Annotated in this window: 22 protein-coding genes and 5 pseudogenes; 9 read left to right on the top strand and 18 right to left on the bottom strand. The window is 69.3% G+C overall.

Annotation, left to right across the window (positions count from 1 at the left end; genetic code table 11):
* The first annotated feature begins 490 nt into the window (after positions 1-490).
* The gene (locus tag AB0M97_RS05755; protein WP_365959462.1) at positions 491-820 is read left to right on the top strand and encodes a hypothetical protein; all 330 of its coding nucleotides are present in this window, start codon (positions 491-493) and stop codon (positions 818-820) included.
* 3 nt (positions 821-823) lie between these two features.
* Positions 824-1,885 carry a site-specific integrase gene (locus tag AB0M97_RS05750; protein WP_365959461.1) on the top strand — a complete coding sequence of 354 codons (1,062 nt, stop codon included), beginning with the start codon at positions 824-826 and terminating at the stop codon, positions 1,883-1,885.
* 223 nt (positions 1,886-2,108) lie between these two features.
* Here AB0M97_RS05750 and AB0M97_RS05745 read toward each other — a convergent pair whose 3' ends face one another.
* From AB0M97_RS05745 to AB0M97_RS05720, 6 genes are all read right to left on the bottom strand, one after another.
* The gene (locus tag AB0M97_RS05745; RefSeq protein ID WP_365959460.1) at positions 2,109-4,556 is read right to left on the bottom strand and encodes a S8 family peptidase; all 2,448 of its coding nucleotides are present in this window, start codon (positions 4,554-4,556) and stop codon (positions 2,109-2,111) included.
* Positions 4,549-5,532, bottom strand: a complete 984-nt coding sequence (locus AB0M97_RS05740; protein WP_365959459.1) for an AAA family ATPase — start codon at positions 5,530-5,532, stop codon at positions 4,549-4,551. The genes AB0M97_RS05745 and AB0M97_RS05740 overlap by 8 nt, the downstream gene beginning before the upstream one ends.
* A gap of 728 nt (positions 5,533-6,260) precedes the next feature.
* Positions 6,261-7,334, bottom strand: a complete 1,074-nt coding sequence (locus AB0M97_RS05735; RefSeq protein WP_365959457.1) for a DUF4236 domain-containing protein — start codon at positions 7,332-7,334, stop codon at positions 6,261-6,263.
* 19 nt (positions 7,335-7,353) lie between these two features.
* Positions 7,354-8,253 carry a thermonuclease family protein gene (locus AB0M97_RS05730; protein WP_365959456.1) on the bottom strand — a complete coding sequence of 300 codons (900 nt, stop codon included), beginning with the start codon at positions 8,251-8,253 and terminating at the stop codon, positions 7,354-7,356.
* 499 nt (positions 8,254-8,752) lie between these two features.
* Positions 8,753-9,913, bottom strand: coding sequence for an acyltransferase family protein (locus tag AB0M97_RS05725; RefSeq protein WP_365959455.1), 1,161 nt, complete (start codon positions 9,911-9,913; stop codon positions 8,753-8,755).
* Positions 9,913-10,107 carry a hypothetical protein gene (locus AB0M97_RS05720; RefSeq protein ID WP_365959454.1) on the bottom strand — a complete coding sequence of 65 codons (195 nt, stop codon included), beginning with the start codon at positions 10,105-10,107 and terminating at the stop codon, positions 9,913-9,915. The genes AB0M97_RS05725 and AB0M97_RS05720 overlap by 1 nt, the downstream gene beginning before the upstream one ends.
* A 249-nt stretch (positions 10,108-10,356) precedes the next feature.
* Here AB0M97_RS05720 and AB0M97_RS05715 point away from each other — a divergent pair, with 249 nt between their 5' ends.
* A complete protein-coding gene (locus AB0M97_RS05715) occupies positions 10,357-11,379 on the top strand; it encodes a TerC family protein (protein WP_365959453.1) in 1,023 nt (340 codons plus the stop codon).
* A 632-nt stretch (positions 11,380-12,011) separates the two neighbouring features.
* Here AB0M97_RS05715 and AB0M97_RS05710 read toward each other — a convergent pair.
* Complete coding sequence (locus AB0M97_RS05710; RefSeq protein ID WP_365959452.1) at positions 12,012-12,302, bottom strand: hypothetical protein; 291 nt, start codon at positions 12,300-12,302, stop codon at positions 12,012-12,014.
* A gap of 91 nt (positions 12,303-12,393) precedes the next feature.
* Between AB0M97_RS05710 and AB0M97_RS05705 the strand changes: the two genes are divergently transcribed.
* Both AB0M97_RS05705 and AB0M97_RS05700 read left to right on the top strand, forming a co-directional pair.
* Positions 12,394-12,768, top strand: coding sequence for a Vms1/Ankzf1 family peptidyl-tRNA hydrolase (locus AB0M97_RS05705; RefSeq protein WP_365959451.1), 375 nt, complete (start codon positions 12,394-12,396; stop codon positions 12,766-12,768).
* Positions 12,769-12,859: 91 nt separating this feature from the next.
* Positions 12,860-13,273: a hypothetical protein gene (locus AB0M97_RS05700; protein ID WP_365959450.1), complete on the top strand. Its 414-nt coding sequence runs from the start codon at positions 12,860-12,862 to the stop codon at positions 13,271-13,273.
* 488 nt (positions 13,274-13,761) lie between these two features.
* Here the strand turns inward: AB0M97_RS05700 and AB0M97_RS05695 are convergent, their stop codons facing one another.
* Positions 13,762-14,247, bottom strand: coding sequence for a hypothetical protein (locus AB0M97_RS05695; RefSeq protein ID WP_365959449.1), 486 nt, complete (start codon positions 14,245-14,247; stop codon positions 13,762-13,764).
* Between the two features lie 278 nt (positions 14,248-14,525).
* On the opposite strand from AB0M97_RS05695, the pseudogene AB0M97_RS05690 reads away from it, so the two are divergent.
* Positions 14,526-15,558: pseudogene (locus tag AB0M97_RS05690) on the top strand (DNA topoisomerase IB).
* 114 nt (positions 15,559-15,672) lie between these two features.
* On the opposite strand, the pseudogene AB0M97_RS05685 reads toward AB0M97_RS05690, so the two are convergent.
* The 7 genes and pseudogenes from AB0M97_RS05685 to AB0M97_RS05655 all read right to left on the bottom strand — a co-directional run bounded on the left by AB0M97_RS05685 (position 15,673) and on the right by AB0M97_RS05655 (position 22,010).
* Positions 15,673-16,897: pseudogene (locus tag AB0M97_RS05685) on the bottom strand (cytochrome P450).
* Between the two features lie 151 nt (positions 16,898-17,048).
* Positions 17,049-17,457: pseudogene (locus AB0M97_RS05680) on the bottom strand (ANTAR domain-containing protein).
* A gap of 31 nt (positions 17,458-17,488) precedes the next feature.
* Entirely contained in the window at positions 17,489-18,121 is a 633-nt protein-coding gene (locus tag AB0M97_RS05675; RefSeq protein WP_365959448.1) for an STAS domain-containing protein, read from the bottom strand.
* Positions 18,118-18,780 carry a PP2C family protein-serine/threonine phosphatase gene (locus AB0M97_RS05670; RefSeq protein ID WP_365959447.1) on the bottom strand — a complete coding sequence of 221 codons (663 nt, stop codon included), beginning with the start codon at positions 18,778-18,780 and terminating at the stop codon, positions 18,118-18,120. The genes AB0M97_RS05675 and AB0M97_RS05670 overlap by 4 nt, the downstream gene beginning before the upstream one ends.
* Positions 18,781-18,974: 194 nt before the next feature.
* Positions 18,975-19,313, bottom strand: coding sequence for a hypothetical protein (locus AB0M97_RS05665; protein WP_365959446.1), 339 nt, complete (start codon positions 19,311-19,313; stop codon positions 18,975-18,977).
* Between the two features lie 1,727 nt (positions 19,314-21,040).
* Positions 21,041-21,322 (bottom strand): hypothetical protein, encoded by a 282-nt coding sequence (locus tag AB0M97_RS05660; protein ID WP_365959445.1) that lies wholly within the window; start codon positions 21,320-21,322, stop codon positions 21,041-21,043.
* A 94-nt stretch (positions 21,323-21,416) separates the two neighbouring features.
* Entirely contained in the window at positions 21,417-22,010 is a 594-nt protein-coding gene (locus AB0M97_RS05655; protein ID WP_365959444.1) for a hemerythrin domain-containing protein, read from the bottom strand.
* 6 nt (positions 22,011-22,016) lie between these two features.
* Between AB0M97_RS05655 and AB0M97_RS05650 the strand changes: the two genes are divergently transcribed.
* Entirely contained in the window at positions 22,017-22,202 is a 186-nt protein-coding gene (locus tag AB0M97_RS05650; protein ID WP_365959443.1) for a hypothetical protein, read from the top strand.
* Between the two features lie 76 nt (positions 22,203-22,278).
* Here AB0M97_RS05650 and AB0M97_RS05645 read toward each other — a convergent pair whose 3' ends face one another.
* Positions 22,279-22,713 (bottom strand): hypothetical protein, encoded by a 435-nt coding sequence (locus tag AB0M97_RS05645; protein WP_365959442.1) that lies wholly within the window; start codon positions 22,711-22,713, stop codon positions 22,279-22,281.
* 292 nt (positions 22,714-23,005) lie between these two features.
* Complete coding sequence (locus tag AB0M97_RS05640) at positions 23,006-23,650, bottom strand: Rho termination factor N-terminal domain-containing protein (RefSeq protein ID WP_365959441.1); 645 nt, start codon at positions 23,648-23,650, stop codon at positions 23,006-23,008.
* A gap of 922 nt (positions 23,651-24,572) precedes the next feature.
* On the opposite strand from AB0M97_RS05640, the pseudogene AB0M97_RS05635 reads away from it, so the two are divergent.
* Both AB0M97_RS05635 and AB0M97_RS05630 read left to right on the top strand, forming a co-directional pair.
* Positions 24,573-24,694, top strand: a pseudogene (locus tag AB0M97_RS05635) (site-specific integrase); the annotation flags it as partial.
* Between the two features lie 255 nt (positions 24,695-24,949).
* A pseudogene (locus tag AB0M97_RS05630) lies at positions 24,950-25,093 on the top strand (phosphate transport system regulatory protein PhoU); the annotation flags it as partial.
* Between the two features lie 291 nt (positions 25,094-25,384).
* On the opposite strand, the gene AB0M97_RS05625 reads toward AB0M97_RS05630, so the two are convergent.
* Positions 25,385-26,359 carry a cytochrome c oxidase subunit II gene (locus tag AB0M97_RS05625; RefSeq protein ID WP_365959440.1) on the bottom strand — a complete coding sequence of 325 codons (975 nt, stop codon included), beginning with the start codon at positions 26,357-26,359 and terminating at the stop codon, positions 25,385-25,387.
* Between the last annotated feature and the right edge of the window lie 110 nt (positions 26,360-26,469).

Below are 26,469 nucleotides of genomic sequence, written 5' to 3'. Positions count from 1 at the left end.
GTGCCAGGGTGTGCCAGCGCGGGCGCCTTCTGTGAATGGGCACGATGCTCAGGGCCATGGCGGTGCCGTCGCCGTGGGACGAGATCGGGCCGCTCCATTTCCCGGATCGATCAACCCTTGATCCATTCCCGTCGGCTGCACTCGGCCGTGCGGCGGGGCGCAGTTCGGGTTTCCTGCGGGAAACTGCTTCTCGGCTCTGTCCCGACCTTTCTTGTCCGATAGCCGCCGCCCCGGTGTCCGTTTGCGCGGTCAGCTCTGTCGTCGACCGGATGTGAGCGCTCGTCGAGCGGCTGAGGGAGTTAAGAATTGTCGCGCAGTTCTCGCGCCGAACCAGTCGCGCCGAGGTCCGGTTCTCACCAGCGGCGACGGACGCCATAATGTCCGATAATCCGCACTCGTCAACCGGCGGTTCCCGAATGCACTCTTGCCGGGGGATGTTCGAATGGGTCAGCCGGGCAGTCATGCCCCCGCCGATCAAAAGGAGGCGGGCATGGACTCAAACGAACATTACGACGGTGCCGCACCGAACCCGGAACGACCCGCGGACCAATCCCCGAGGCAACCACATGGTGACGAACTGCAGGACCACGGCAGCGCGGTCGCGGATCTGGCAGGCGAGTTCGGCGCGGAGCTGGTGCGGGTCATCCGCACGGGCCTGGCTCAGGGCTCAAGCCTCATGTATGGCCCCCGGGGCCCTTCCAAGCTGAGCTGGTATGACTTCGCGACCGAGTACGCGCGGGCGCACTGGCCCGGCAGGGCGGCGAAGACCCGGGACGAGGTCAGCGAAGCGCTCACGGCGATCACCATGGCGATGTGCTGAGACATGCCGGGTCGCCCGAACGGGGAGCTCCTGCGCCGTGCCCTGCGGCACTGGGCATTCGTCGTGCCCGGGCCGGAGCAGCGAGAACTGCCGGTGGAGGACCGGCTGGTTTTGCAGTGGGTGGCGAAGGCGTCCCGGCCGCTGGTCGACCTGCACGATCCGGTCCTGGCGCGGGATGTGCTGGAGTCGCTGCGCCGCAAGCTCGATGGGGGCGAGGCGGCGGTGGAGACGATGCGCCGCAAGCGCAAGGTGCTGGTACATGCGCTTCACTACGCCGTGGAGCGTGGCGAGTTGGGCAGTCATCCGCTGGAGAAGATCCGGTGGCGGGTGCCTAAGCCGTCGGTCTCGGTGGATCCGCGGGTGGTGGCCAACCCGTACCAGGCACGGGAGTTGCTGAGCGCCGTCTCCTACGTGGGTGGCTACCGGCGGGCTCGTGGCCGTCGGCTGGTCGGGTTCTTCGCCGGCATGTACTACGCGGGTCTGCGCCCGGAGGAGGCAGTCGCGGCGGCGCTGCCGGACTGCCGCCTGCCCCGAACCGGCTGGGGGCGGCTGATCGTGCACCGCACGCTTCCCCAGGCGGGCAAACGGTGGACCGACACCGGCCGCAACCACGACGAGCGCGGCCTGAAGAACCGCCCGCCGGGAGAAACACGGGTGGTGCCGCTGCCCCCGCATCTGGTGGCCCTGTGGCGCGAGCACGTCGCCACCTTCGGCACGGCCGACGACGGCCGGCTGTTCTTCAGCGAACGCGGCGGAGTCCTCGCCTACACCACCTACCACCGCGTCTGGCACGAGACCCGCGACCTCGCCCTGCCGCCCGCTCTCACCGGTACCCCGCTCGCGAAGCGCCCGTACGACCTGCGGCACTCGGCACTGTCCACCTGGCTGTGTGCGGGCGCGGACCCGGCCGAGGTCGCCCAACGAGCCGGCAACAGCGTCGAAGTCCTGCTGAGCCGGTACGCGAAGTGCCTGTACGACCGGCAGTCCATCAACAACCAGCGCATCGAAGGGCTCCTGAGCGCCTACGACCAGCCGCCCGAGCCTGATGAACAGGACGAGGATTAGCTTCCTCGCACCAGCTGCTGGCGGCTCACCAGCCGAACTCCATCTGGACGGGGATGCCGTCGATGATCTCGGTCTGGGCGGCGGGCGCTACCTCGACCGGCACGCCGAGCTGGGTGGCGATGGGGGTGTACAGGTCGGTGGAGACGTCCGGGGTTCGCAGGGAGACCAGCAGGGCGTAGCTGACGGGCAGGCCGATCCGGTCGGCGCACTTGTTCGCCTTCCATCAGCCGCCTACCGGGTAGACCGCGAGCATGCCGCAGTCGGCGAGTTCGGTCGCGGAGCCGCGCCAGGTGTCTGCGTGCAGGGGAGCCGAGGTTGCGGAACCGGGGGCCGACCAGCCAGCGGCTGTGGGACTCGAACGCCCTGGGATTGCCGGTGGCGTCGCTTTCGAGTTCGGCCTGTCGGCCAGTCGTCTCTGGAAGGCGTCGGCGGACTCGGTGGGGCCTTTGATGGCGAAGCGGAGGCCGTGCGAGGCGTAGCTGTAGCGGCCGAGCATGCCGCGTCGGCCGGGGTTGGGTTCGATCATGTAGGCGAGTGTTACGCGCAGGTCGACGGTTGTTTCGGCCAGGTCGCGGAGCTGCTCCAGCGGCCACGGCAGCTCGTGCGGCTTGAGTTCGGCCAGCCGGACCTGTCCGCCCTTGGCCCGTTTCAACGGCACCAGGGTGTTCTGGATGATCATTGTGACGGCGTTGCTGGCGCTGCTGCGGATGCGCTCGGCGGTGGGCATGCCCCAGCCGTAGCGGCGGATCACCTGCCGCATGACCTCGCCCTTGGCGAGTTTGGGGGTCCCGGTCTTTTTGAACAGCTCCGGTGTCATGGCGGGGCTCCACTGGGCCTCGTGGACGAGCAGGGCGCGGACCGTTTCCGGCCGCAGTCCCGGGTAGTTACTCATCGCCGTGGCGGCGAGTGCTGCCGCCTGGGCGGTGGCAGCACTCGTGGCGTTCGTCCAGGTCAGCTGACGAGCGGGGTCGTGGTGGGTGGTCGCTATGCTCAGCAGCTCGTGCTCGTCCAGGACGCTGTCGTCCGGCGCGACGAGCATGTTGCCGCCCTCCAGAACGATGTCGGGCTTGGTGATGGCCGCATTGGTCAGTGCCACCGAGGTCCGGCTGAACGGGGACAGGCTGCCCGCCGCGGCCAGCGGCCGGTACCCGTCGAAGAGGGGAGTGTCGGGGACGGTGTCCAGGTGTGTGCAGGCGCCGACGGTGAGCACGTTGTGCGCTTGGGCGGGTTCTTCGATGCGGGACAGGTCGGAGAGCAGGAGGAGGTCCAGCTGGCCCTTGTCGGTGCGCATCTGCTGGGGGAGGGCGCCGCGGATGTTGCCGGCGCTGACGATGATCAGCCGTGACGCCTTTGGATCCGGTGCGCCGATCAGGTCGATGCGGTCGTCCCGCACGGTCACGTCCGTGCCTGCCGCCAGGGCGTCCAGCGTGGCCGACCACAGGGTCGCTGTGCCGTCGACGCCGTTCTCGCCGTCGCCCGACCGCCGGGTGATGGCCATCGAGAAGATCCGGGCGGACGGTGCGGGGCCGCCGTTTCCGATTTCAGCGATTGCTACCGCGTTCGCGGTCGTTTCGGCGCAGGTCCTCGGAGACGTCGCCGGTCTGTGGCCGTCATCGAGGATCTTCACGGACTCCAGACCGTGGCTGAGCCCCACAGGTCCCTGTGACTCCAGAGCGGAGGCGAAGTCGCCGAACAGGGCGAGGCCGGCCATCTGTGTGCCGTGTCCGTGCCGGTCGGCCGGTGTGCTGGCGGGCAGCACGCAGTAGGTGCGCTCGTGCAGCGAAGGCTTGAGCAGGGCGTGCTCCTGGGCTATACCCGTGTCCAGAATGCACACCGCAGGAGCCTGCGGGTCGGCTGGTTTGATGCGCTGGGCGAGGTCTTCGACGAGGTCCACGCGGAAAGCGCGGTCGACGGCGTAGAGGCCCTCGGCGAAGGTCGGCCTGCGGATCTCGGCGGGGCAGGCGTTCGTGGCCAGCAGGAGCGTCAGCTCGTCTCCGGTCGTTGCGACGTGGGCGACCAGGCGTTCTCCCACGTGGATCGCCCGGTCGCTGACCTGCCATTGCCGCTCACCGGCCAGGGCACGCAGGGTGAGGACCGGATCTGTCGGCGAGATCCGCGGATCGAACCACAACTCCCACCACCGTTCCTCATCCAGCGGCGGCAGTTCCTGCCGCTCCTGCCAGAGGTTCTCCAACAGCGCGCGGTGGATCTTCTCCATGTTGGCCACCAGCGTGGCCTGCTGGGGATTGCCGCCGTCGGTGTCTTCGGTGAAGGCGGTGATCCGCTGCGCGAAGGAGGAGACCTTGTCGAAGGGGATCCATACCAGTGCGTCCTGCTGGCGATCGTCTGTCTGCGGATGGCCGCTCATGAGGGTCAGCCCTGCGCTGTCCAGACGCTCCAGCATCAGTGGATGGTCACGAGCTGCCTCGATACGCACCGCGAAACCGTCAGGGTGGAGGGTTTCGGGCATCTCCTGGGCGAGCTGGACGGACTCACGTTCGGCCGTTTCCAGTCCGTCCACCAGCGCGGCGGCGTGGCTATGCCGGTCTTCCCGTTGAACCAGATCCGGTCCGCTTCCGCCGGGCGGCTCGGGGCGCGGCGTCAAGGTGGCGGCATGCCAGGGCACCACCAGGTGCGGAGTAGGTCTGGCCGAGGCGGAGGGCTCAGGCATGGCGAGAAGAGTGCCGTTCGGTCAGCGCTTCCAGCAGCAGCTGCTCGTCCACCACGTCCTGGCCGGCGAGGATGGCCCGCTTGGCTGCTGCTTCCGCCGCTTTGACCAATTCGGCATGGCTCAGGCCGGATGCACTGTCTGTCACGGCGTCCCACCGTACTGTGCTCGTGTCCATCCCGGCTAGCCTTCGGCGCATGACCTGCATGGCCTGATCAGGGGTGGGCGGGCCGTAGGTGGCGATCATGTCGAAGCGGCGGAACAGGGCCCTGTCCAACAACTGATGGTGGTTGGTGCCAGCCACCACGAGGCTTTCGGACGGCGCCTCGTCCAGGAACAGGAGGAATGAGTTCAGGATCCTTCGGGCTTCGCCGACGTCATTGCCCGCCCGCTCGGCGCCCAGGGCGTCGAACTCGTCGAACAGGTACACCGCTCTCGTCTCGGCCACCGCGTCGAAGACCAGACGCAGCTTCGCCGCGGTCTCGCCCATGAAGCGGCTGATCAGACCGTCCAGGCGGATGGTGAACAACGGCAGCTTCAGCTCTCCTGCCAGTGCTGCGGCGGTCATGCTCTTCCCGGTGCCCGGAGGACCTGACAGCAAGATCCGGTGCACCGGAGTGAAGCCGAAACGCTCCAGCCGGGCGCGCTGGCGCTGCTCGTGCAGCACCCGATCCAGGGACGAACGCAGTCCTGCGTCCAGAGTCATGTCATCCAGCTGGATATCGGGGTAGCCCGCCGTCAGCAGATTGGACAGCTCACCTCGGGGCTGCACCACCGGAGTCGCAGCACGCCGGCCGCCGTCTCCGCCCTGCTTCTGCCGCGCGGCCTCGACCAGCTCCCGCAACTCCACAGCGAACTTCCCCTGCCCCTGACGGGCCGACTTCGCCGCGACTTGCAAGGCGACGCTGTAGAAGAGATCGTCATCGGCCTCGGCGTGCGCTCGCACGAGAGCTTTCAGGTGTTCGGCGTTCGCTGCCATACGCCTGCCACCCTTCCGCGATACCCGATGCCTGTGAGAGATCTACCCAGGAGCCGGAGGGCACCTGCGCCTGCATCGTACGGCCCCAAGAGGCTGGCTGGCGTCGAGACGGGACGTGCTGAAGGCGTTGCTTGGCAACGCGTTGGGGTTTTCTCGATACCCCGGGCAGCGGCCCACTCACCAAGCAGGGCAGCGTCTTGCCGCCCTGGTGACCGTGGATGGGCAGCATCCGGAACGGCCTGGCAACAAGGCCCGCGCTCCGCCGCTGCCGCCCGCGCTGGCAGCTACTCCGCCTGCGAAGCTGCCCTACCACTTGCCGTATTTGGCGCTGTCCACTTGGTCGCGGTGGCCGGGTCGCTGGTGTCCCTCCCGTCCCCGGGGGCTCCGCCCCCGAGATCGCGCCAGGGGCTGCCCCTGGGCCCGGCTTCGGCCTGGACGGCCTCGTCCTCAAGCGCTGGACGGGCTCGGATTGCCTCGGCTGGGCGAAGAGTGCGAGGGCGGACTGGGCGCCGAGGCGGACCGTGAGGCGCTGCCTCGGCGCTGTGGTGGTGGGACGTGTTCACGCCGGGCGGTGGCCGTGATTGGCGTGGCCCTTCTTCGTGCGCCATTTGCGCTTGCGTGTCCTCTTCGACATGTTTCCGTACTAGTCGAGGACGGACCGTTCGTCGAGAGGGCAGGCGCGGTGATCGGGGCCAGGGGCGCTCCCGTGCAAAGCCAGTACGCCCTATCTACAAGTCGGCGCGTAGTTGTGCGACGACTGCAGCGAGCTCCGGTTCAGTGGCGAGATCAAGCGGCAGCACGTCGCCGGCCTGTCCTCGTCGATGCAGCATCGCACCGGGTGCGAGGAGGAGTTCGGCGACAGGATCCACCTGGTTCCACTTGAGGGTGGCCAGCCGCTGTCGTTGGAACCGGCCGACGTAGATCGCGGCGAGGTAGTCCTCCGGTTTGTGGGTATCGGGATCCTGTCGGACGACCAGGATGGTCACTTCCTTGACGCTGGGCGCCGCTGCGAGGGTCTCCTTGGCGGTTGCCAGGGTGGTGGAGGCCAGCGCGCGTACATAGAAGTTGTTCCGCTCGGCTTTCGTGCGCTTGTGCAGGGTCGGCTTACCGGTTGGGGTGGTCGCCTGCTTGCGCTCCGGCACCGCGGTTGGTGGTGGGAAACTGACGACCACCGTTGCCGCCGAGCCGGTGCTGTCGATGGGTGCCGCTGGGGAGATGTTGTCCTCAAAGGCGGCTTCCAAGGCCGCGATGACGGTGGCCGGGTCGCCGCTGGCCAGTTGGGCCCATTCAGCCTCGGCGGCGGCTTCGGCCGCCGCGTGCTCCCCGGCTCGACGTGCCGTCTCCTCTTGGAGCGCTGCGGGGAACCGCTCGTCGGCCTGCTTACGCGCAGTGGCTCGGTCCCGCGGCCTCCACCGCGGCATGTGCTCGAGTGCCTGCCTGCGCAGCTGGCGGCGCAGGGCTTTCGGATCGACTGGCGTTGGTGCCGGCAGTACTGGGGCAGTAGCCGGGGTGAATTCCTCCAGGTGCGCGGAGAGCAGTGCCTGCTCCACCCGCCCGACCGCTTCGTATGCGGCGGCCTTCTCCGCGGCCCGTGCCTGGCGCTCCAGCGCGGTCAGTGATGTGCGGGGTGCGTGGCTACGTGCGCGTCCCCCGAGGCTGGTGCCATAGGTGATGGGGCCAGCGCCGGTGGAAAAGCCTGCGCCGACGTGCGGCCGGGCGGCCCGCGGCCCCATGCTGGTGCGGATTCCGCGGGAGGAAGCGCTCACCCGAAGTCCCGGCGCGATCTTGATGGAAAGGCTCATGGTTCAGCCTTCCTGGGGTCTAGTTGCTCTCGCAGCCGATCCCGTCACCGTCGCGGTCGAGACGGTGAGGATCGCCGGGGCCGACCGGGACAGGTCCATCAAGGTCGGAGCAGTCCAGATCGGGCGGAGGCGCTGGGAGATAGGAGTCCTGCGGGGCGCTCGGCTCCGGAGTGGCAGGGGGCGCCGGAGGCTCTGTCTCCTTACCGCAGGCGGCCCAGAGTCCCGCCCCAGTGTCCTTGGCGTCGCTGCCGGCCTGGGAGATCGTCTGCCAGTACTTGTCGTTGGGCTGGTAGAGAACGGCCTCGGCGTGCCCGGTGCTCACCAGGGAGCGGTTCACGAACGCCTCTTGGTCGTTCCAGATGTACAGCAGGTAGCGGTCGTACGGGTCTTTGAGGTCCTTGTCGCGTTCGACGCGCACGTTGGACCCGACGGGCAGCAGTTCCGCAATACGGGCGGTCGCTTCGTCGCTGTAGCAGGCCCCTACCTCAGGAGCATCGATTTCCAGGAGGCGGACTGTGGAGATCTGGCCCCTGGGGAGGATTGCGCCGTCGCCGCGGACTTCGATGGTGTCACCGTCGACGATGCGCTCGACCACATTGCCCGAGACGCTCGGACTCTCGGCGGCTGGAGGAGTGTTGCCTGGGGGCCCTGTCTCGGTCTCTTCCCTTTCTTCCGCTCCTCCCCCCTGAGGGGCTGGTTCGTTCGGCGGAGAGGTCTCCTCGGAGGCCCTGCTGGCCGGAGGCGTCTTGGCGTCTCCACCGCCTCCGCCGCCTCCACCGGAGGACCCGATTGCTGCGGCAATGATGATGAGGATGAGCGTCGCGCCAATCCCCATGAGGATCTTGGTGAGGCGACGCGACCTCTTCGGAGGAGAGGAGGTGGCCTCGCCCCACTGAGGCGCGTTCGGGTCCTGCGGCATGGCAGTGTCCTAATTGATCCTCGCAAGTATTGCTAAAGATAGATTTTAATAAACCAGGACACAAGGTGCATTTGTGCTAGGAGTGACCGACCAGGCGAAGTTGTCCACCTCACCTGGAAGCCGTCGACGGTCCGCGCCCGTTTCTCTTCGCGGGTCGGTATGCGAATGGCGTTGGGGGTACGGCCTGTCCTTGATTCAATCGTCGGCGTTTCCGGGGGCCCGGCATCCAGGGATGGCGGTCAGGAAGAGGCGAGGCCGATGAGACTGGTGGCGGTGACCAGGAGAGTGGCGGAGGTCCAGCTGGTGTGGGTGATCCGAAGCAGAAGGCGGGCGGGCGGAGCAGGGTGCCAATGCTGCCCGCCTGGTTGAGTAGCCCGTAGCCGCGGTGCAGGGCCCGCGGATTGCGGGCGATGGTGGGCATGCTCAGCCTCTCGCACCGCCCGGACGGGTACCACCAGGCGCGGCGGTCCCACCGGCTGGACCGTTGGCGCGGCTGTCCTCAGTCTGCCGGGGGTGCGCCTGCGGCGCGGGCCGCGCGGAGGAGAGCCGCGCCGGCCAGGAAGCTGGCCAGGGCCGCGGTCGGCAGTCCGAACGGACCGTGGTTGGCGGGACCGGCGTGGGCCATCCCGAGCAGGCCGAGCGCGCATGCGACGTAGCCGACGGTGGTCGCGGTGGCGCGCAGCCTGAGCCGACTGAGCGTCGTCGGCGTCCACCAACTGCGCGAGGTGACCTCGCCGCGCCGCACACCGCGCCTCTCGATCCGGCCGAAGACTGCGACCAGCGCGCCGAGCACGACCAGGAGCACGGCCAGCCACGGTAGCTTCCACAGCAGCCACGCTGCCGTGTCCCCGGGGGGCTGGGGCAGCGGGAACAGACCGGACGCGTAGACGGCCACGGCGACGAGTACGAATGCGCTCATGTGCCACAGCAGCACGGTGAGGATCACCGAGTTCACAGCGATCACGGCCCTCCACGGCCGGAGCTGCCGCATCCGCCGGTTCCCCGCGTCCCGCAGCAGCAGCACCAGCCCGAGCTGAGCCGTGGCCAACGCCAGCAGCGCGAGTGTCGGCGGCGAGAGGTTGCCGAGCGGCGCGCCGGGAACGTCGACCATGCTGACCGGGTAGGGGCCGGTCACCGTGAGCAGTACCGCCACGGCGGCACCGCCCATCAGCAGCGGCACGGCCACTTCGGGCCGGACCGGTAGCGTCCCGTCCTGCCAGGCGAAGCCGATCTGGTGCACCGCCAGCCAGGCGAACAGGTAGTTGTCCAGCTGCAGTGTCGGTGCGTCGAAGGCCAGCCGCGCCACGTCCCCCGCGGCGACCAGCCCCACCAGCAGCAGCGGCACGGCCAGCCCCGCCCGCCGGTGCAGGTGGTGCATCAGCGGCGTCAGGAAGACCACCACGAGGTAGACGAGCAGGAACCACAGCGGGATCGAGGCCAGCCACACCGCCCGGCCCGCCTGAGCGGGATCGACGCCCGCCAGCCGGGCGATCAGCGCGGCGGCGGCGAGCGTCACCAGCAGCGCGGTCGTCGGCCGTACGAGCCGCGCACTGCGATCGAGCAGCCAGTCCTGGACGCCGCTGCGGCCATGGGTGCGTGAGGTCAGCGAGGCGGCGTTGGCGAACCCGCCCACCATGAAGAACACCGGCATCACCTGCATCAGCCAGGTGATCGGACGGCCCCACGGCAGCACTTCCAGGGCGCTGAAGCCGTCAGGCCGTCCGCCCCGACGGTGACCACGACGACCATCCAGTGACCGAGCACCACGAGGACGATGGCGAGCGCCCGCAACAGGTCGACATAGCGTTCCCGCCGTGGCGGTGTGCGCTCCGCGAGCTCGCGCAGGCCGGGCATGGGGCCATCATAGGAACGGGTGACCGACGAAGATCGCAACCACAACCGCAACCACCCGCCGGGCGGCGCGCGTGCCGCACACCCTGTGCCGCTGGCGCTGCGGTTCGTCGTCGGGTGGGAGCCTGATGCTGCTGTACTGCCTGCCGGTACTACGTCGAGCAGGATGCCAGGCACCCTGCTGCCGGCTTTTGCCCGGCGGCGGCGTCGGTCAAAGGCGACGGCCGCAGCAGGACACAGAAGGGAGGACGAGTGCTGGACATCAACGTACTGACCTGGGCCGTCACCATCGGCCTGATCCTCGCCCTGCTTGCCGTCGACCTGATCCTGGCTGCCGCGCGCCCGCACCGGGTCGGTTTCTGCGAGGCCACCGTGTGGTCGGTGTTCTACATCCTCGTCGCGGTCGGCTTCGGCCTCTGGTTCGCCGCGCGATACGGCGGCGAGTCCGGCACCGAGTACTTCGCCGGCTACATCGTCGAGAAGAGCCTGTCGGTCGACAACCTGTTCGTCTTCGTCATCATCATGACCACCTTCGCCGTGCCGGCGGAACACCAGCACAAAGTGCTCACCTTCGGCATCGTGCTCGCACTGGTCATGCGCGCGATCTTCATCGCGCTCGGCGCCACCCTGCTGGCGCTGTTCTCGTTCATGTTCTTGCTGTTCGGCCTGCTGCTGATCTACACGGCCGTGCAGTTGTACCGGCACCGCGACGAGGACCCCGACGTCGAGGACAACGTCATGGTCAAAGCCGCCCGTCGGCTCCTGCCCGTCACCGGCGACTACGTCGGCGGCAGACTCACCACCCGCGTCGACGGGCGCCGGATGGTCACGCCGCTGTTCATCGTCCTGCTCGCCATCGGCAGCATCGACCTGCTTTTCGCGCTTGATTCCATCCCCGCGGTGTTCGGGGTCACCCAGGAGCCCTTCATCGTCTTCACCGCCAACGCCTTCGCCCTGCTCGGCCTGCGCGCCCTGTTCTTCCTCGTCAAGGGGCTGCTGGACCGGCTGGTGTATCTGTCCGCCGGGCTCGCGCTGATCCTCGCGTTCATCGGCGTCAAGCTGATCCTGCACTGGGCGCATGTCGACGTGCACGAGGCAGTCCCCGAGATTCCCACCCCGATCAGCCTCGCCGTGATCGCCCTCGTGCTCGCGGTCGTCACCGTGGCAAGCCTGATCAGAACCAGACGCGACCCGACCGCCAAAGCCCACCCCGGCTCACTGCGCGCACATCCCCCCAAGTCCGCCGACTCCGACCAGGCACCCGGCGGCCGCTGAACCGCGCTGGTCGGAGATGCAGCGCCTCTGGGCTTGAAACCACCAAGCAACCTCTGCCGCGCCAGTGTCCGGCTTCACCCCGGTGCGGCCGGACTTCGAATGGCACAGGCACACACCAGTCGTGCTCCGCGAAGCGGACGACATCAGCCAGGAGGGGACCCGGCTGGTGTCGGAGGAGGTGACGATGCCGACCAGCCGGCTTCACTCCAGCACGAGGGGCCCATGGATGGAGCTGGCTTCCAGCATGGGAACGGGCCGCGCCAGCGGCCGTCGGTACGGGGGCCGACAGGTGCCCGACCGGCGCCATCACGCGGGCGACGGCGGTGGACGCACGCTCCGCCCTCCGGGACCGCATCGGCGTCGTCCTTCTCCAAGTTCGAGAGACCGAGCACATCGCGCGCTTCCTGGAGAGGGCCGACAGTTCGCCCAATAGCCGGCACGTCACGGGTCCCCGAGGCTGTTTCCGCAAGGCGTGCAGGAGTGACCCCCTTCTGGCGCAACAGAAGCTGCCGCAGGCGGCGTGTGGTCCTAACGTGAGTTGTGGCTGGCGTCCCAGACAGTCCGGCCAAGGCCCGGCTGGCAGGATTCCGCGACCTCTCTGCATCGGCCGTGCCCCAGCCTCTGGCCTCTCCCTATCGGGATCGGCTTGCCAGCGACCGAAGCCACAGAGCCAGGGAGAGGACGGCGAGCACAACAAGCAGGCCGCCGGTGGCGATGTCGTTGACGCGTGCGGCGTCGGCCTTTGCCGTATCGCCGGCGGGAACGACGAGTCGGGTGCTGAGCGGCGCGAGTTGTCCGTACGGGACGTCTGTCGGGCACTGGAGGAGCAGGGGGCCGACGCGGAGGCCACGGGCGCGGTGCACGATGTCCTGGTCGACATGAGCCCCGCCGAGGGACCCGGCGGGCCGGGTGGTCTTCGCCACCGGTGGCGAGGTGGTGCTCAGTCATCGTCTTGCCCGGCCGCCGCAGCGACACATCGCGTCTTGGGCTCCGCTGCCCCGACTGACCCCGCTGTTGGAGCTGTCCGACCAGGACCCCGTCTGCCTCGTGGCGTACATCGACCGGACCGGCGCGGACTTCGAACTGCGCGGGGCGACCGGGCCGCGGGACGCCGGGCGGCTGGAAGGCCGGCAGCCGCCGGTGCACCGCACGGCCTCGGCGGACTGGTCTGAGCGGCACTTCCAGCTGAAGGTGGAGAACACCTGGGAGCACAACGCCGGCGAGATCGCCGAAGCGCTGAGCGCGGCGTACGACGAGTGCGGCGCCGAGCTGGTGGTGCTGGTCGGCGATACCCGCGAACGGCCTGCGGTGCACGAGAGGCTCCCCGACGCCGTCCGCGAGGTGACGGTGGAGACCGAGCACGGAGGCCGCGCCGCCGGCTCGCCCTAGACTGCTCGGGAAGGAGGCCGTCGAGCAGGCCCGGCACCAGCACACCCGCCGTCGCGTCGAGGAAGCGCTGTACCGCTTCCGCGCCGGACGCGTGGGCACCGACCGGCCGACGGACGCGGTCGAGGGCGTCCCGGCCGTGGTGGAGGCGGCACACGAGCACCGCATCGACACGCTGCTGGTCCGGCCCGACGGATCCGACCTGAGCCGTGAGACATGGGTGTGCAAGCAGCCCGACCAGGTCGCGGTGCGCCGGACCGACGCGCAGACCCTGGGCGAGAGCGATCCCGTCCCCGTACGCGCGGACGACGCGCTGCTGCGTTCGGCCGCCGTCACGGCCGCCGACGTCCTGGTCATCCCTGCTGCGGATCCTCTGGACACCTCGGATGGTTCCGACGGTTCCGAGGCGTCGGGGGAAGACGCCGACACCCCGGTCGGCGGTCTCGGCGCCCTGCTGCGCTGGACGTACGAGCCCACCGCGGGGGTGACGACAGCAGACGGACGGTGACGGTAACCGACGGCCCCCTCGGAAAACGGAGGCGTTGGAAAATGGAGCGAGGCAGCAGCCCGGTCAGCCCGCGCAAGGACGACGAGATGAAGCACGAGCTGGAGGGCCTCCTGCGGTCCGGTCAAAGACCACCCACGTGGAGGAGGGCAACGACCCCGAGCCGCCTGCCGACGACGACCTGCGCGTCGACCCGAGCGGACCTGTGCCGCCGCCGGGCGAGGAGCGCGACCGGGCTCGGGCGGAGACGGAAGCGGACTCCCTGCGACGGGAGTTGGCACGCCACCTGGACCGCACAGCCTTCCCGGCCGACCGGCGGACCGTACTGGACGTCCTGGCGGCACATCATGCGCCCGGCCCCGTGCTGGAGGCGGCGGAGCCTGCCGGACAGCGGCTCCTACGCGAACGTGACCGAGATCGTCGACGCGCTCGGCGACGCACTCGGCACGGGGCAGCAGACAGGCTGAGACACCGGGTGTCTACCGGGTGTCTCACGCCCCGAGTTTCGACACCATGGTGTTCAAAGTGGCGGCCAGGGCGTCGAGTTCCCGTTCCGATCGGGTGCCCGTCGTCGCCTGGCGGGTGAGTTCCTCGCCGGAGATGACCTCAAGGGCACCGGCGTAACGGTCGGACCCGAGGTCGCTGGCGGGCACCACCTGGGCCCGGCCCTCCAGAACGACGAGGGTCGGCCCGTCGCCACGGGCTTCGAGCAACTCCCGCACATGCTCCTGCGTGACCGGCCCGGGCCCTTCGTCACCCTGTGCGGCCTGCGCGGACTTCTCGACACCGGCAAGAGGGTCGCCCTGCGTCGTTCCCGTTCCGCTCTGCGACGGGTAGCCCTCGGCGGCACTCGCCGTGCCCGGCAGGACCCGCTGCCGTGCCTGGCTCTCCCCACCGGAATGAGCCCCCGGCTCCTCGTCACTCCGCGCCCGGGCGTACCTGTCCGGCTCTTCCGCAGAAGGCGTCTGCTCGCTCATCGGTTCATCTCCTCACATGCGTCGGAAGGCAGTGACAACGTCACCTCGCCACCTCGTCCATGTGCGCCTGCGGCCCTCTGGAAGACCCGTGCGCAAGGCTCCACGAGTACCCGGACCCCACGGCCCCATCCGTCGGCGGGTTCGGGCCGGCTTCCCTCGGAAGCCGGGATACGGGGTAGGAGACAAGAGGTGCATGCGCCGGCTGAGCACCGGACGGCAGGCCGTGCACCGTACGAGTCGGGACTTCCCTCGCGGCAGGTGCGTCCAAGGAGGTTGGAGTGCGTCTTCACCACAGCCATCCCACTGACCCCGGGTACCGCCGCCTGCGCCACGGACGCGGCTTCCGTTACCTCGACGCCCACGGCGAGCCGCTGCGCGATCCCGACGAGCTGGCCCGTATCCGGGAGCTGGTGTACCGCCGGCCTGGCGGGACGTGTGGATCTGCACCCGGCGCAACGGGCATCTGCAGGCCGTCGGTACCGACGCCGCCGGACGCCGCCAGTACCTGTACCACCCGCAGTTCCGTGTCGAGCAGGAGCAGGCCAAGCACGAGCACGGCTGGATGTCGCCGAGTCCCTGCCCGCGGTACGGGAGGCCGTCGAGGGGCATCTGCACGACCGCGGACTGACCCGGCAGAGGGTTTTCGCCACCGCAGTGCGCCTGCTGGACCTCGGCTTCTTCCGCATCGGCAGCGATCGCTACACCGAAGTGAACAACAGCTACGGCCTCACCACGCTGCTGCGAGAGCACTCCCGCTGCCAGGCCGGCGCGATCCTGTTCGCCTACACCGGCAAGCACGGCAAGGAGATCATCCAGACCATCGCGGACCCCGCCGCCTGCCGCAGCCTCACCGCGCTGCTGCGGCGCCGGGGCGGCGGTGAACGGCTCCTGGCCTACTGGGAGCGGCGCGCCTGGCACGACGTGAGCGGTCATGATGTCAACGCGTACCTCAAGGAACTGACCGGTCTCGACATCACCGCCAAGGACTTCCGAACCTGGCACGCCACCGTCCTGGCCGCCGTTGCACTGGCCGTCTCACAGCCCGTCGCACGCAGCGAGACCGCCCGGCGCCGTGCCATCGCCCGGGCGGTGCGCGAGGTGTCCGGCTATCTCGGCAACACACCGGCCGTCTGCCGGGCCTCCTACATCAACCCGCGGGTGATCGAGTTGTACGAGGAGGGCGTGACGGTCGCATCAGCGCTGCCCCATCTCGGCGACGAGGGCGCGTACGGCATCCCCGCGACCCAGGGACCCGGCGAACGGGCTGTGCTGCGCATGCTCCGGAACGGACACGCGCCCAAGGGGGCGTAGAGCTACGCGGCCGTTTCATCCTCGGGGGCGCGGCGCGATACGGTGCGCTGCCCCGGGGCCCCTGCGTTCATCGAGAGCCCCCGGCGCGGCCGGTCGGCACCCGAACGCCGACCGTCAGCCCGCCGCCCGTCCTGCGCCGTGGATCGGCGCGGGAACACGGGCGGATTTGATGACGAACCCGCTGCGTACACGGCTCGGCATGCGGTTCAGGGGGATCCGCAGGTCCTGTTCGGGCACGTCGTACTCCGGCCGTGCCAGCCGTGGCCCGAGGGCCCCCAGCAGAGCGATCGTGATGTCCTCACCGGAGCAGCGGTGGCCGGCGGTGCGGTCACCGCCGCCCTGCGGGACGAGTTCGTCGCGGTGGGGCGGCCGATCGAGGAAGCGGTCCGGGTGGAAGGCGTACGGCTCGTCCCACAGGCCGGGGTCGTGGTTCTGCCCGTACAGGTCGAGCAGGATCAGCGCGCCGGACGGGATCGGCCCTCCCCGCCACTCCAGGTCGGTGACGGCTCGGCCGCCGAGGAAGGGGGCGAAGAGGTAGAAGCGCCGCAGTTCGTGGGCGAACGCCACGGCGTACGCGGGATCGTCCTCGCGCAGCCGCTCCCGGACGTCGGGCCTGGCGCGCAGGGCATGACCGGCGTAGGCGACGAACCAGCACACCGCCGCAGTCGGACGGATGACATTGAGGAGCTCCACCGCGGCGGTGTGCGGGTCGAGGAACCCGCCGTTGGCGTCCCGGTGGCGGACCACCACGTCCAGCACCGACCCGGCCGGTGCGGTAACCGTCCCGTTCCGCACGTCCTCGACCAGGCGCCCCAGCCACGCCTTACACCGGGCCCGCGCGCGGCGAGCCCGCCAGTGGCGCGGTCCCGGCGTGGCGAAGCCGTCGACCATGGCGGCCAGGTCCCGGGCGATGGACCCCGCGTCATCCAGGGGCACCCCGGCCCACTGGCAGACACCTCGGGTGAGCACCCGGCTCGCCTCGTCGAACAGCACGACCGACGGATGGCCGGGCCACGACTCCACGGCCTCGTCCCACGCCGCGGCGACGCGTTCCACCAGGCCGGCGACCGCCTCAGGGCCGGTGAGCAGCGACAGGAACATCCCCGAACAGTGTGCTCAGCACCGGCCCGGGAAGCGCCGTCCCACGCTCCACATGCCGCTCGTCGTAGAAGAACCGCACCGCTTCGGGGCCGTGCAGGGCGACGGCGTGCTGCCCCATCAGCCGGGCCCGCACGAGACGGCCGGCGGTACGGCGCCGACGGTCCGGCAGCCACGCGTACCCCTTGGCGAGGACGGCGAGTGAGCTGTCGATGATCGGGGCACGAGGATTCCGATTCATGGATCCCTGGGTCCCCGCCACCGCCCACCGGAAACGCTGGCCCGCTCACGCTCACTCGAACCGGGAGTGCCCTGTCACACCGGGAGAAACCGAGCGACCGCCGGACGGCCGAGTCCGTGCCACCCGTAAGTTCAGGGCTGGTCAGAGCTGGTCAGTACGTTCGGTGGCGGACCCGCTGAGCGACGTCGCGCAGTTTGACGTTGTGGTGCTGGGAGAGCCGGCGCAGCACGTCGAAGGCGTCGCTCTCGCTGAGCCGGTGGCGTTCCATGAGGATGCCCATGGCCTCGCCGATGGCGTGCCGGCTCTCCATGGCGTGCTGCAGCTGGTCGATGGTGCGGGCGTCGGCGAGGGCCACCGCCGGCCTCCTCGACCATCTCCCCGCACGCGGACACCGTCACGGCTCGGCCCTTGCGCACCGCCAGGATCCCGGCCGCGTCGCAGCCGTCCACCAGCTTCACCGCCGACGCCGCGATCTCGTCCAGCGTCGCCTGGACCGAGTCCTGCGCCAGCAGATCCCGGGCGAGCACCGCCATCGCCTCGGCAAACCCACGCCACTCCATCGCCCACCACCCGCCCAGATCATCAGTGCGGTCACACTACCTCCAGCCGCCCTGCTCCGACTGCCGAGCGTCTCGACCGAGCGCCGCCGAAAACGCACCCTCCTCGACCGTCGGCAGAGGCCGAGATCGACGCGTCGCCACGGAGGCGTCCAGTCGCGGGCGGGGATCGCGTCGCACCGGGCACGTGAGGGGCCTGTCGCATGAGACGGTGCGCTGCCGCGTCAGGGGCGACCGCTGCGCTCCATGAAGGACGGTCGTAGCTGCACCGCGCCCTCATCCCTGTCGCCCCCGCTGCTCGTTCTCCCCGTCTGCCGGTGCCGGTGCCGGAACGGCATCGCGGCCGAGATGGCTGGGGATGGCCTGGTCGATGCAAGGTGATCTCCAGCATGTGCCGGACCGGTGGGCTGGGGGCGATCAGGAGAAAGTGGCCACCGGCGCTTCGGGCGGCTCGGCTGGCGATGAGGAGCCGTGTCAGGCCGGTGGAGTCGAGGAAGGACACTCCGGACAGTCGAGCAGGATGGTGGGGGCCTCGGCATGCAGGACCGGCCGGAGTGCCTCGGTGAGGCGGTCGGCGGTGTGGTGGTCGAGCGCGCCGGTCATGGTCAGCAGGGAGCTGCCGTCGTGCAGCGGACGGGGTGTACCTCCAGCAGGTCCGGGGTCTCATGCCCGACGTGGTGGTGGCCGGGCATCGCCTCTCCTCTCGGCAACCTCTTGGTCAAGGGCCGCGCCGCTGTCCACGGCGCTGTGCCAGGGCATCAGGTCGTCCTGGCCGGTGTCGCGCCATTCGGCCAGCAGAACAGTGGCGTCGTCTTCGAGTCGTCCGTCGTGGTGGTCCAGGACCGCGTGTGTGAGGCGGCACAGTGTCTCGTGGACGGTGAGGCGGTCGGCGTGATGGCGCACGACGAAGTCGACGAAGCGGTCGAGGCCGAACAGCTCACCTTTCCTGTTGCGGGCTTCGACGACCCCGTCGGTGTAAAGCAGCAGCCGGTCACCGGGCTGGAGCTGCTCGTGGCAGACGGTCACCGGCAGGCCCAGGGCGACACCCATGGGGCCGGCGGGAGGGCACTGCAACTCACTCGACCACCGCCCGTCGCGGATGAGTACCGGCAGGTGGTGGCCACGGTTGATCCACTCCAGTCGGCCGGTGGTCAGATCGAGGTCGGCCGGGATGCCGGTGACGTAGCGGCTGGTGCCGAACTGATCGATGAGGGCTTCCTCCACCGCCTGGCTGGTCTCCACCAGGCCGGCGCCCTGGCGGCGGGCGTTGCGGCAGGTGGCGACCGCCATGTTGGCGGTCAGCCCGGTGGTGGCGTCGTGTCCCATGGCGTCGAATATGGACAGGTGCAGGGAGTCGCTGGCGACGGCGTAGTCGAAGGCGTCCCCGCCGACCTCGTACGCCGGCTCCGACGCGGCGCCGACGGTGGAGGTACGGCCGGCGAAGGCCGGGCGGAGTAAGGTGCCACTGCATCTCCGCGGCCACGCTCATCGGCGCCGTACGGATCAGGCGGGCGTAGGAGTCACTGTGGGAGCGTTTGCTCAGCAGCAGCGCCACCATCGACGCCAGGGCACGCAGCGCTTGGGGGACCGTCTCGTCGTCGGCCGGCGGTGTCCGCGCGTAGCACGCCGAGGCGTTCGACACCGTCGGTGATCGGTACCCACCACCGGCGCAGGTTCCGCCTGCCCGTCCGGTCCGGTTCCGTGACCATGTCCACGCGCTGGAAGGCTAGGCCGGCCACGGTGCCGTGCACCGTGAACCGCAGGCCGCCTTCTCCGGAGTCGGGCCCCCTTCCGGTCACCTGGCGCAGGATCTTCCCCTGCAGGTCCACCCCGAAGAAGGCCACCTCGTGAAGGCCCACCGCGTCATGGTGTGCAGCCACCATCTCGGGCAGGTCCTCCGATGCCGGTTCGGCGCCGCCACAGCCCCCTCCGAGCACACCCGAGCCCCACGCACACAGCTTCGCCTCGTCCGTGGCGGGCCGCCTACCGGCTACCCTTGAACAGCCGGTCCAGTGAGCCGAAGCCCGCCGGTGTCAGGTCAGATCTCGTGATGTGGTGCCCAGCCCGACGGACACCGGCCTCTGCAGGCCCATTGGCCGGGAGGACGGCACCCGGACAGCTCGCCGCAGCACGCGCCCTGCGGTGACGACGAAGGAGCAGGACGCGGCTGCAGCTGACGTCAGTGCCCGACGTGCCAAGGCCGCCACACACCCCGAGTTGCAGCACGGCGGAGGTGCCCCCCTGCCCCTGTCGGCGGATCTACGAGGTGCGGGATCCGTCGGGTGTCCACGAGCGGCGCCCCGCGAGGAGGTTCGGTCACTCCGAGCGCGGCGGCCGGGACGTCGCTGCCCGGCCATGACGGCCGCGACGGACAGACAGTGGGCCGGCAGCCCAGGCTGGCAGGCATCACACGTCGCCCAAGGTCGTGCGACAGACGACACGCTCCGCTCGAACACCGGGCTGTGCCGGGCTGCGCCGGCTTCCAGGAGGACCTCCCTTTGCGGCATGTCGTGCGGCTCTACTTGCGGGGTGGCCGGTTCAGGAGGGCTGCGGTGATCTCGGCGAGTGTCTGTCCGGTGCGACAAGCCTCCGCGCGCATATGGGCGAGCGCGTCGGTGATGCTGATGCCGAGGCGTGCGGCGACGACCCCGATGGCCTGGTGGGTCGAGGACCAGTGGGACCGGATAACGTCCGCTGGTTCCCAGGCCGGGGTGCGCTGCTGGTCAGCAGTTCGGTGTGCGTCGAGAGCAGGGCTTCGACCACGGCGTCGGCGACCTGCTGGGCCTCGCGTACGGCCGGGGTGTCCAGGCCGCCTTTGTCGCGTCGGAGCAGGTTTATGGAGCCGAGCGTCTCCGCATCGAGCCGCGGAGGAAAGGCGTAGAGAGCTCTTACTTCCGGGAGTTGCTCGGTCGTGCTCGCGCTGAAGAAGGGCCAACGGGGGAGGTCTTCGTGCAGGTCCTCCACCAGACCGGTGTACCGCTTGCCGCGGCGGCGATGCAGGGGCCTTCCACGACAGTGAACTGGATCTGCTCCAGGCGCAGAGCCGTTGCGTCCGAGGCGCACAGCAGTTGCCGCGAGGGCGTGTCCGTCAGCAGCGACAACGTCACCCCGTCCACCGCCACGGCCTCACGCACCGCCTGGCACGGCCCGGGGCACTTCGGATGAGGGGCTGCAGCGGGCGACGCGCATGACCGTTTGCGCCGGCTGGGATCGCTGTGCCCTCACCGCAGTCCTCCCCGACATCGCCTGCTGGTGACTGTCTCGGAGTGCCCGGATGAGGGAGGTGGAAACCGCCCAGAACGGACGTGACACGACCGCGGTCCCAGCGCTTGGGGTGAGACCGGATCGGGGCGGGCCGACGGGCTGACGGCTCACCGAAGCAAGCCGAGTCGCTGCCCGCGTCCCCAGCACGGCACGCTTTCCGCGAGTGGGCGGACGCGTCAGGCGGGTCAACGCCGATGGGCAGGACGCGGGCCTGGGCTGTGCGCCTGCCGCAGGATCACATGCACCTGCTCACCGACGTACAGCAGCCTGCTGACACAGCATTCACCGTGGCCAGAGGACGGGACTGCAGCGCGACCGACTGTCATTCCTTGCTGTCGCTGTCCGTCGGCTCGTGGAATTCGGGCGCGAGCGGGCCGTGGTCATCGGCTTCGTCTTCGGTGAAGGCGGCGGCGCTCGTATCGTCGTCGATGGCCTGGCGGACGGGCGCCTCCTCCTCGATGGCGTCGGCGGTTCCTTCCGGCATCGCATCGCCTTCTGCCTCGGTGTGCTGCGGCCAGCCGGCGTCAGACCGAGTGCGGTGGTCGCCGTGATCTGCCCGCATGCCGGACGCGGGGGCGGGCTTGCGATCATCAGGGTCGGTCATGAAGTCCTCCTGTGTCGATGGGGGCTCGGCGTCCTGCGCGGCGGATCGTCTGCGGGCGGCGACGGACGTTCATCACAGCAGTGTGCGCGTCGGCTCAACGCCGCTTGCGTGGGAGTACGACGGCCGCAGCGGCGGCGGACATGAGGACGCCGGCCAGCGCGATCAGTAGCTTCTTCGCCCTGCTCGCGGAACTGCCGAGGCCGAGCGCGTCACGTATCCGGTCGTAGAGACTCAGTGGTACGCCCAGGACCGCGTTGCCGGGCGGACGCCGGGGGACGACCGGGTGGGGATGCGTGGGTGCGCTCTTGCGCACCGTCTCCCACGCCGTGCCGAGCCGTCGCAGCTGAGCGATGTCCATCGCATCCTGCAGCCGGGGCAGGAGAAGGTCCTCCTCGTCCCTGATGTCCTGCCGTATCAGTGCGAAGGCTCGCCGCACCTTCTCCTCGCGCTCCGGATCGCCCGGAGCGAGGCGCTCGATGTCGGCGACGAGATCGTTGATCTGCTGATGTTCCTGCTCGACGCGGGCGGTCAGCTCTTCCCCGTCCGGAACCGAGCGCCGCACAGCCGGCCACAGCACGGTTTCCTCGGCGAAGGCGTGGCTGAAGACGAGCTGGACGGTCTCCTTCAACACCCGTTCGCGCTCTTCACCGTCCCCCAGGCTCTGGTGCTGACTCATCAGCCGGTCCATCTCGGCATGGTCGCGACGCTGCCGCGCCAGAACGCTTCCTTGACCGCCCAACTGCTCGACAGTCTGTTCTGCGATGGTCCGGGGCATGAACGGCTCCTTTCCTGCGAACCAGTGGTTTTCCTGCGCACCGGCGCCAAGGTCAGCCTGGCGGCGGCCATCGACCTGATCATCAGCGAGTGCGGCACGCCATGACCCCACCACGGTGGATCGTGAGAGGAGGCCCTGGGTCCCGAGGGGCCACCGATCCGTCATCGGACCCGGCTCCCGCTCACTGCTGGCCTTCGGGCAGGTAGTAGGTCTGCCTCAAGAAGGCGGCCATGTCGGCGAGTGCTTGCACGTAGCCGGCCTTGTAGCGCGCATCGGTGTCAGTGCGTTGGCTTTCGGCCGTGGCCCATCGGTCCAGGTACTGAGCGATATGCAGGTGGTTGCGGTACAGGGCGCCGTCCTGACCGTTGAGTGCGGCTCGAGCGCGGGCCTGGTCCCAGTCTTCGAGGGTACTGGTGTCGAAGCTCAGCAGTTCCTCATCAGGCGGCTGCACGGTGTCCTCCTCGATCAGCTCTCCGGTTCCCGTACGGGCACCAGGCTGTCCTTTCAGTGCACATACCCATGGGCCTCCGGCACTCCCGGTCGGGTTGGAGTAAGTCCGGGAAGTGGCTGAAACACTTATGCGGGCGGTGTCGCCTTCTTCTTCCTGGCGCTGCATGCCGTGAGAGAGAAGGCGTGGCAGACGCTATGGCACCCGCCCCGCCCCCGGCGCATGGCTGTGAGCCAACCAGTACAGGGAGGCCATCGAGCGATGCAGTACGGCCGTCGGGCCACGTACGTTCGCCGTAGCTGGTTACGGTGATCAGGAAGCCGGGGGAATGTGTTCCCCCGGCCATCCCGTTGTGAGGTCAGCGGTCGGAAGGCGTGTGTGGCTCAGGCGACGCCCGCAGGGCCCAGCGGTGGTGGCATGGCAGCCGCCAGGGTCTTCGGGCGGCGGGACAGCGTCTGTGTTACGAGCTGCCCTTGCCGGTGATTGCCTCGATGAGCTCTTCCTTGCGCATGTCATGAACGCCGCTGAGACCCTTCTCGCGGGCCATCTCGCGCAGGTCGTCCACGTTCATCTCGCGGAGTTGCTCCTCGGAGGCGTCGGTTTTCTCCGACGCCTCCGTTGCGCCGCTCATGGACGCTGCGGCGGGGGTCGTCGCGCTGGGTGGTGAGGTGGGGTAGCCCTCTCCCGCCTCGCTCGAGTTCATCTGCTCGACCAGCTTGCCGAGCAGTCGTTCCGTCTCGCGACAGGCCCTCGCGGACAACTCGAAGTAGGTCGTGTCCTTGAACTCTTCGCCGGCGTCCGCGCTGGCGCGCAGGACCGTGCGTGTCGCCTCGATGACGGCCATCGTCGTGGGCGCGTCGTAGCCCGTCTGCCGGGCCAGGATCCGGGCGGCGACCGTGCACAGGTCGGCGCAGTCGTTGTCGAGCCGCACGCACTTGATGGACATCACGATCTTTTCCGGATCCTGCTCGGCGGCGGCCGCATCGGCGCAGGTAAGACAGACACCGGCGCACTCATACAGCTTGTCGACTGCCTCGCCCAGGAGCCTGGGCGGCATTCCCGTCTCGGCGGGGTAGGCGTCGAGCAGCTTCTCCACCAACGACATGGCGTCCTCCGTGCATATCGGATGAGGTCCGGATGTGTCCGGCCTGGGCGATCTCCTCCCGGAAACCACGCTCCCACCCGGATTCGACCCCCGCCACCGGAGCCGAACCGCCTCACCACAGCTCCCGACGGCGCATATTGCCAGGCTGTCTTGTCGCGGCGTGGACGGCGTCGGAGCAGGTGACCATCGCCGCTGCGGAACTCCCTCTTTGGGCGCGGGCGATGCGCACCGCCAGGCGCGCTCGCCGCTCATGACCGGCCGACCCGACTCCCGCGTGCCCGCCCGGCCTGCTCGAACGCCCCGGCACACAGCCCTGCTAGTCAACTGGACAATGTGCTACGGCCACGCCCTCTCCGCCCCGGCCACCGCACCGATGTGAGGCCCCTTTCGCTCAAGGACGTCTACGGCCAGTGAATCCGGCCGCCGAGCAGGCAAACGCCACAGAGGCCCCAGGGTGTACCCAGTTGAAGTCAGGCGCAGCATGCTCGCTGCCCGAGGAGGTCAGAAGGGCTGGCGGTATCGACGAACGCTTACTCGTCCGGCATCGGTGGTAGCGATGTTCCGACCGCCCGTGCTGCTTTCGGCAAGGACCAGCGGCGGTCTGTCGAGTCGTACCTCGGCCGCCTCCGCGCCCGAGAGCCCCGTCCGCTGCCCTGTGGCCCCAGGCCCCGCGCGGATGCCGGGGCCTGGGCGGCCTGTGTCGTGCGCGTTCAGTGGCGGACTAGCGGGCGAGGAGGCACAGCATTGTGCTTACTCCGCCAGTGCAGGCTAGGACGGCGCAGGCGCAGGCCCTGGGGCGCTTGAGCAGGTCGCGTCGGAGGACGGCGTAACGGCCCTGGTGCTCCTGCCGGAGCTGGGCGGCCCGCTCGGTCGTGCTCAGCAGCATCCGGCGGGTGAGGTCGATGCGCTGGTCGACGTACTCCGCGAGGTGGACCGGTACTTCGCTGGGCCGGGAAGCGGGCCCGTTCGACGGTCCCAGAGAAGATCAACAAGATCGACACGTACTTCGCGTTCCTTGAGCAGCGGTACGCCGACGAGATCGTTCCTGGCCTGGGGCCGGCACCCGGCAAACGGTCTCACAGGCGGGCGGGCGAACATCTGGTGTTGATGCCACGTCCCATCGATGCGGGCGGGTGAACCGCCGTGTGCTCACCGCTCCCTCCCGCTCCTTCTGAAGAGTCGCCGCGCATGCGCGCCATACGCGGCGCGCCTGCGGGACCAGGGTCGATGGGACCCTTCAAGGTGTCATACCAGGGGCTCCCGCGGTGGTTCACGGATCCGCCTCGAGAGGGAACCCCGATGCGGGACGCGTACTACGAGGAACCGGACTCGATCGGCGACGGTCTGGTGGAGATGGCCCGGCTGGTCGGGTCGGCGAGCGGGCGCGCCACGACCGCCATCCTCGACTATGACCTGAAGCTGGCCGAGCACGTCATCGAGGCCGACCTCGAACGCCGAGTGCCTGGCGCGGGAGCTAAAAGGAGCTGGGCAACAATCCGAGTTCGCTCGTGCGGGCGGTCGAGGTACTGCATGGTGCTCGACAGCTCTGGCCGCCGACGAGTGTGCCCCATTCGGCGGTGGCGTCTGAAGGGGCGCGGTCAGGCGGTCATCGGCAGCTGCGGCTCCGCGAGACCTGACGAGGCTGCCAACGCCGATGGGGAACCATCGCCGTTCGCTTCCGACCTACCCGTTCGTTCATCCCGACCGGGAGCTGTTCGCGGGTGGCCGAGCAGGTCACAGCTTTCTCGGTTCCGCGTTCCTGGCCGGGTCCGTGATCTCGATGCCCGCCGGAATGAAGCCGGTCTGCCCCTTGCCGGCCAGTTCCTTCAGGTGCTGCCGGTAGCGCTCCGGCGAGACGACCTTGACGTTGAAGAGCATGCGGGCGTGGTCGACGCCGCAGAGTTCGGCGCACTTGCCGCGGAAGGTGCCCTCCCGGCTCGGGGTCACTTCGAAGGCGTTGACGTTGTGGCCGGGGAAGACGTCCTGCTTCATCAGGAACGGCAGTACCCAGAAGGAGTGGATGACGTCACGCGAGGACAGGATGAAGCGGACCTTCTCGCCCTTGGGCAACCACAGCGTCGGGCCGGGGTTGCCGTTCTGCGGGTTGCGGGTGGCCGGGGTGCCGACGTCGAAGACGCCCTCGGCGCCTTTGGGGAAGACCCTGCTGTACCTGTCGGGAACGATTGCCAGGTCCGGGTCTGCTTTCGCGTCGCCCGTGTCGGTTCTGCCGTCCACGTTCTCGACATAGTTGAAGCCCCAGCTCCACTGGAAGCCGACCACGCTGATGGTGTGGGCGGGCTTTTCGGAGAGTTCGAGGAGCTCTGACTCGTCTCGGGCCGTGAAGTAGAACAGCACTGAGACGATGAGCAGCGGGACCATGGTGTACAGCGCCTCAATGGGCATGTTGTACCGGGTCTGCGGGGGAATCTCGACCTTGGTCCTGGTGCGCCGGTGGAAGATGACCGCCCAGAGGATCAGCCCCCACACCAGCGAGCCCACGGCGAGCGCGGCCGCCCACGATCCCTGCCACAGGGATAGGATCCGTGGCGCCTCTTCCGTGACCGGGGTGGGCATCCCGAGGCGGGGAAAGTCCTGCCAGGTGTATTCGCAACCGGAAGCGGTCGCCAGGACCAGGCCCGCAGTCAGCGCCTGCAGCAGCCTGCGCCGCATCGGACGCCGCGGCGAGCGGTCACAGCCGTTGGGACTCACGTAGCGCCTTTCCGAGAGTCTCGCCCGCCGGTCGGAGGTCGGCTGCGGCCATCTCACTGGTCCCTCGCCGGCCCTGACGCGGACGGAGGTTGGATCTTTATGCGGACAAA

The sequence above is a fragment of the Streptomyces sp. NPDC051207 genome (assembly GCF_040682395.1).
Taxonomy (GTDB): domain Bacteria; phylum Actinomycetota; class Actinomycetes; order Streptomycetales; family Streptomycetaceae; genus Streptomyces.
This window is presented reverse-complemented; position numbering and strand designations above follow the sequence as displayed.

What these genes read in the sequence shown, in the direction of transcription:
- AB0M97_RS05675 (WP_365959448.1), bottom strand. Translation starts at nt 18,121, where the DNA reads ATGAGACCCCGGACCTGCTGGAGGTACACCCCGTCCGCTGCACGACGG.
- AB0M97_RS05735 (WP_365959457.1), bottom strand. Translation starts at nt 7,334, where the DNA reads ATGAGCCTTTCCATCAAGATCGCGCCGGGACTTCGGGTGAGCGCTTCC.
- AB0M97_RS05650 (WP_365959443.1), top strand. Translation starts at nt 22,017, where the DNA reads ATGGTCGCGACGCTGCCGCGCCAGAACGCTTCCTTGACCGCCCAACTG.
- AB0M97_RS05725 (WP_365959455.1), bottom strand. Translation starts at nt 9,913, where the DNA reads ATGCAGGTGATGCCGGTGTTCTTCATGGTGGGCGGGTTCGCCAACGCC.
- AB0M97_RS05745 (WP_365959460.1), bottom strand. Translation starts at nt 4,556, where the DNA reads ATGCCTGAGCCCTCCGCCTCGGCCAGACCTACTCCGCACCTGGTGGTG.
- AB0M97_RS05720 (WP_365959454.1), bottom strand. Translation starts at nt 10,107, where the DNA reads ATGCCCGGCCTGCGCGAGCTCGCGGAGCGCACACCGCCACGGCGGGAA.
- AB0M97_RS05730 (WP_365959456.1), bottom strand. Translation starts at nt 8,253, where the DNA reads ATGCCGCAGGACCCGAACGCGCCTCAGTGGGGCGAGGCCACCTCCTCT.
- AB0M97_RS05655 (WP_365959444.1), bottom strand. Translation starts at nt 22,010, where the DNA reads ATGGACCGGCTGATGAGTCAGCACCAGAGCCTGGGGGACGGTGAAGAG.
- AB0M97_RS05755 (WP_365959462.1), top strand. Translation starts at nt 491, where the DNA reads ATGGACTCAAACGAACATTACGACGGTGCCGCACCGAACCCGGAACGA.
- AB0M97_RS05750 (WP_365959461.1), top strand. Translation starts at nt 824, where the DNA reads ATGCCGGGTCGCCCGAACGGGGAGCTCCTGCGCCGTGCCCTGCGGCAC.
- AB0M97_RS05640 (WP_365959441.1), bottom strand. Translation starts at nt 23,650, where the DNA reads ATGTCGTTGGTGGAGAAGCTGCTCGACGCCTACCCCGCCGAGACGGGA.
- AB0M97_RS05695 (WP_365959449.1), bottom strand. Translation starts at nt 14,247, where the DNA reads ATGAGCGAGCAGACGCCTTCTGCGGAAGAGCCGGACAGGTACGCCCGG.
- AB0M97_RS05645 (WP_365959442.1), bottom strand. Translation starts at nt 22,713, where the DNA reads ATGCAGCGCCAGGAAGAAGAAGGCGACACCGCCCGCATAAGTGTTTCA.
- AB0M97_RS05740 (WP_365959459.1), bottom strand. Translation starts at nt 5,532, where the DNA reads ATGGCAGCGAACGCCGAACACCTGAAAGCTCTCGTGCGAGCGCACGCC.
- AB0M97_RS05670 (WP_365959447.1), bottom strand. Translation starts at nt 18,780, where the DNA reads ATGGGACACGACGCCACCACCGGGCTGACCGCCAACATGGCGGTCGCC.
- AB0M97_RS05660 (WP_365959445.1), bottom strand. Translation starts at nt 21,322, where the DNA reads ATGACCGACCCTGATGATCGCAAGCCCGCCCCCGCGTCCGGCATGCGG.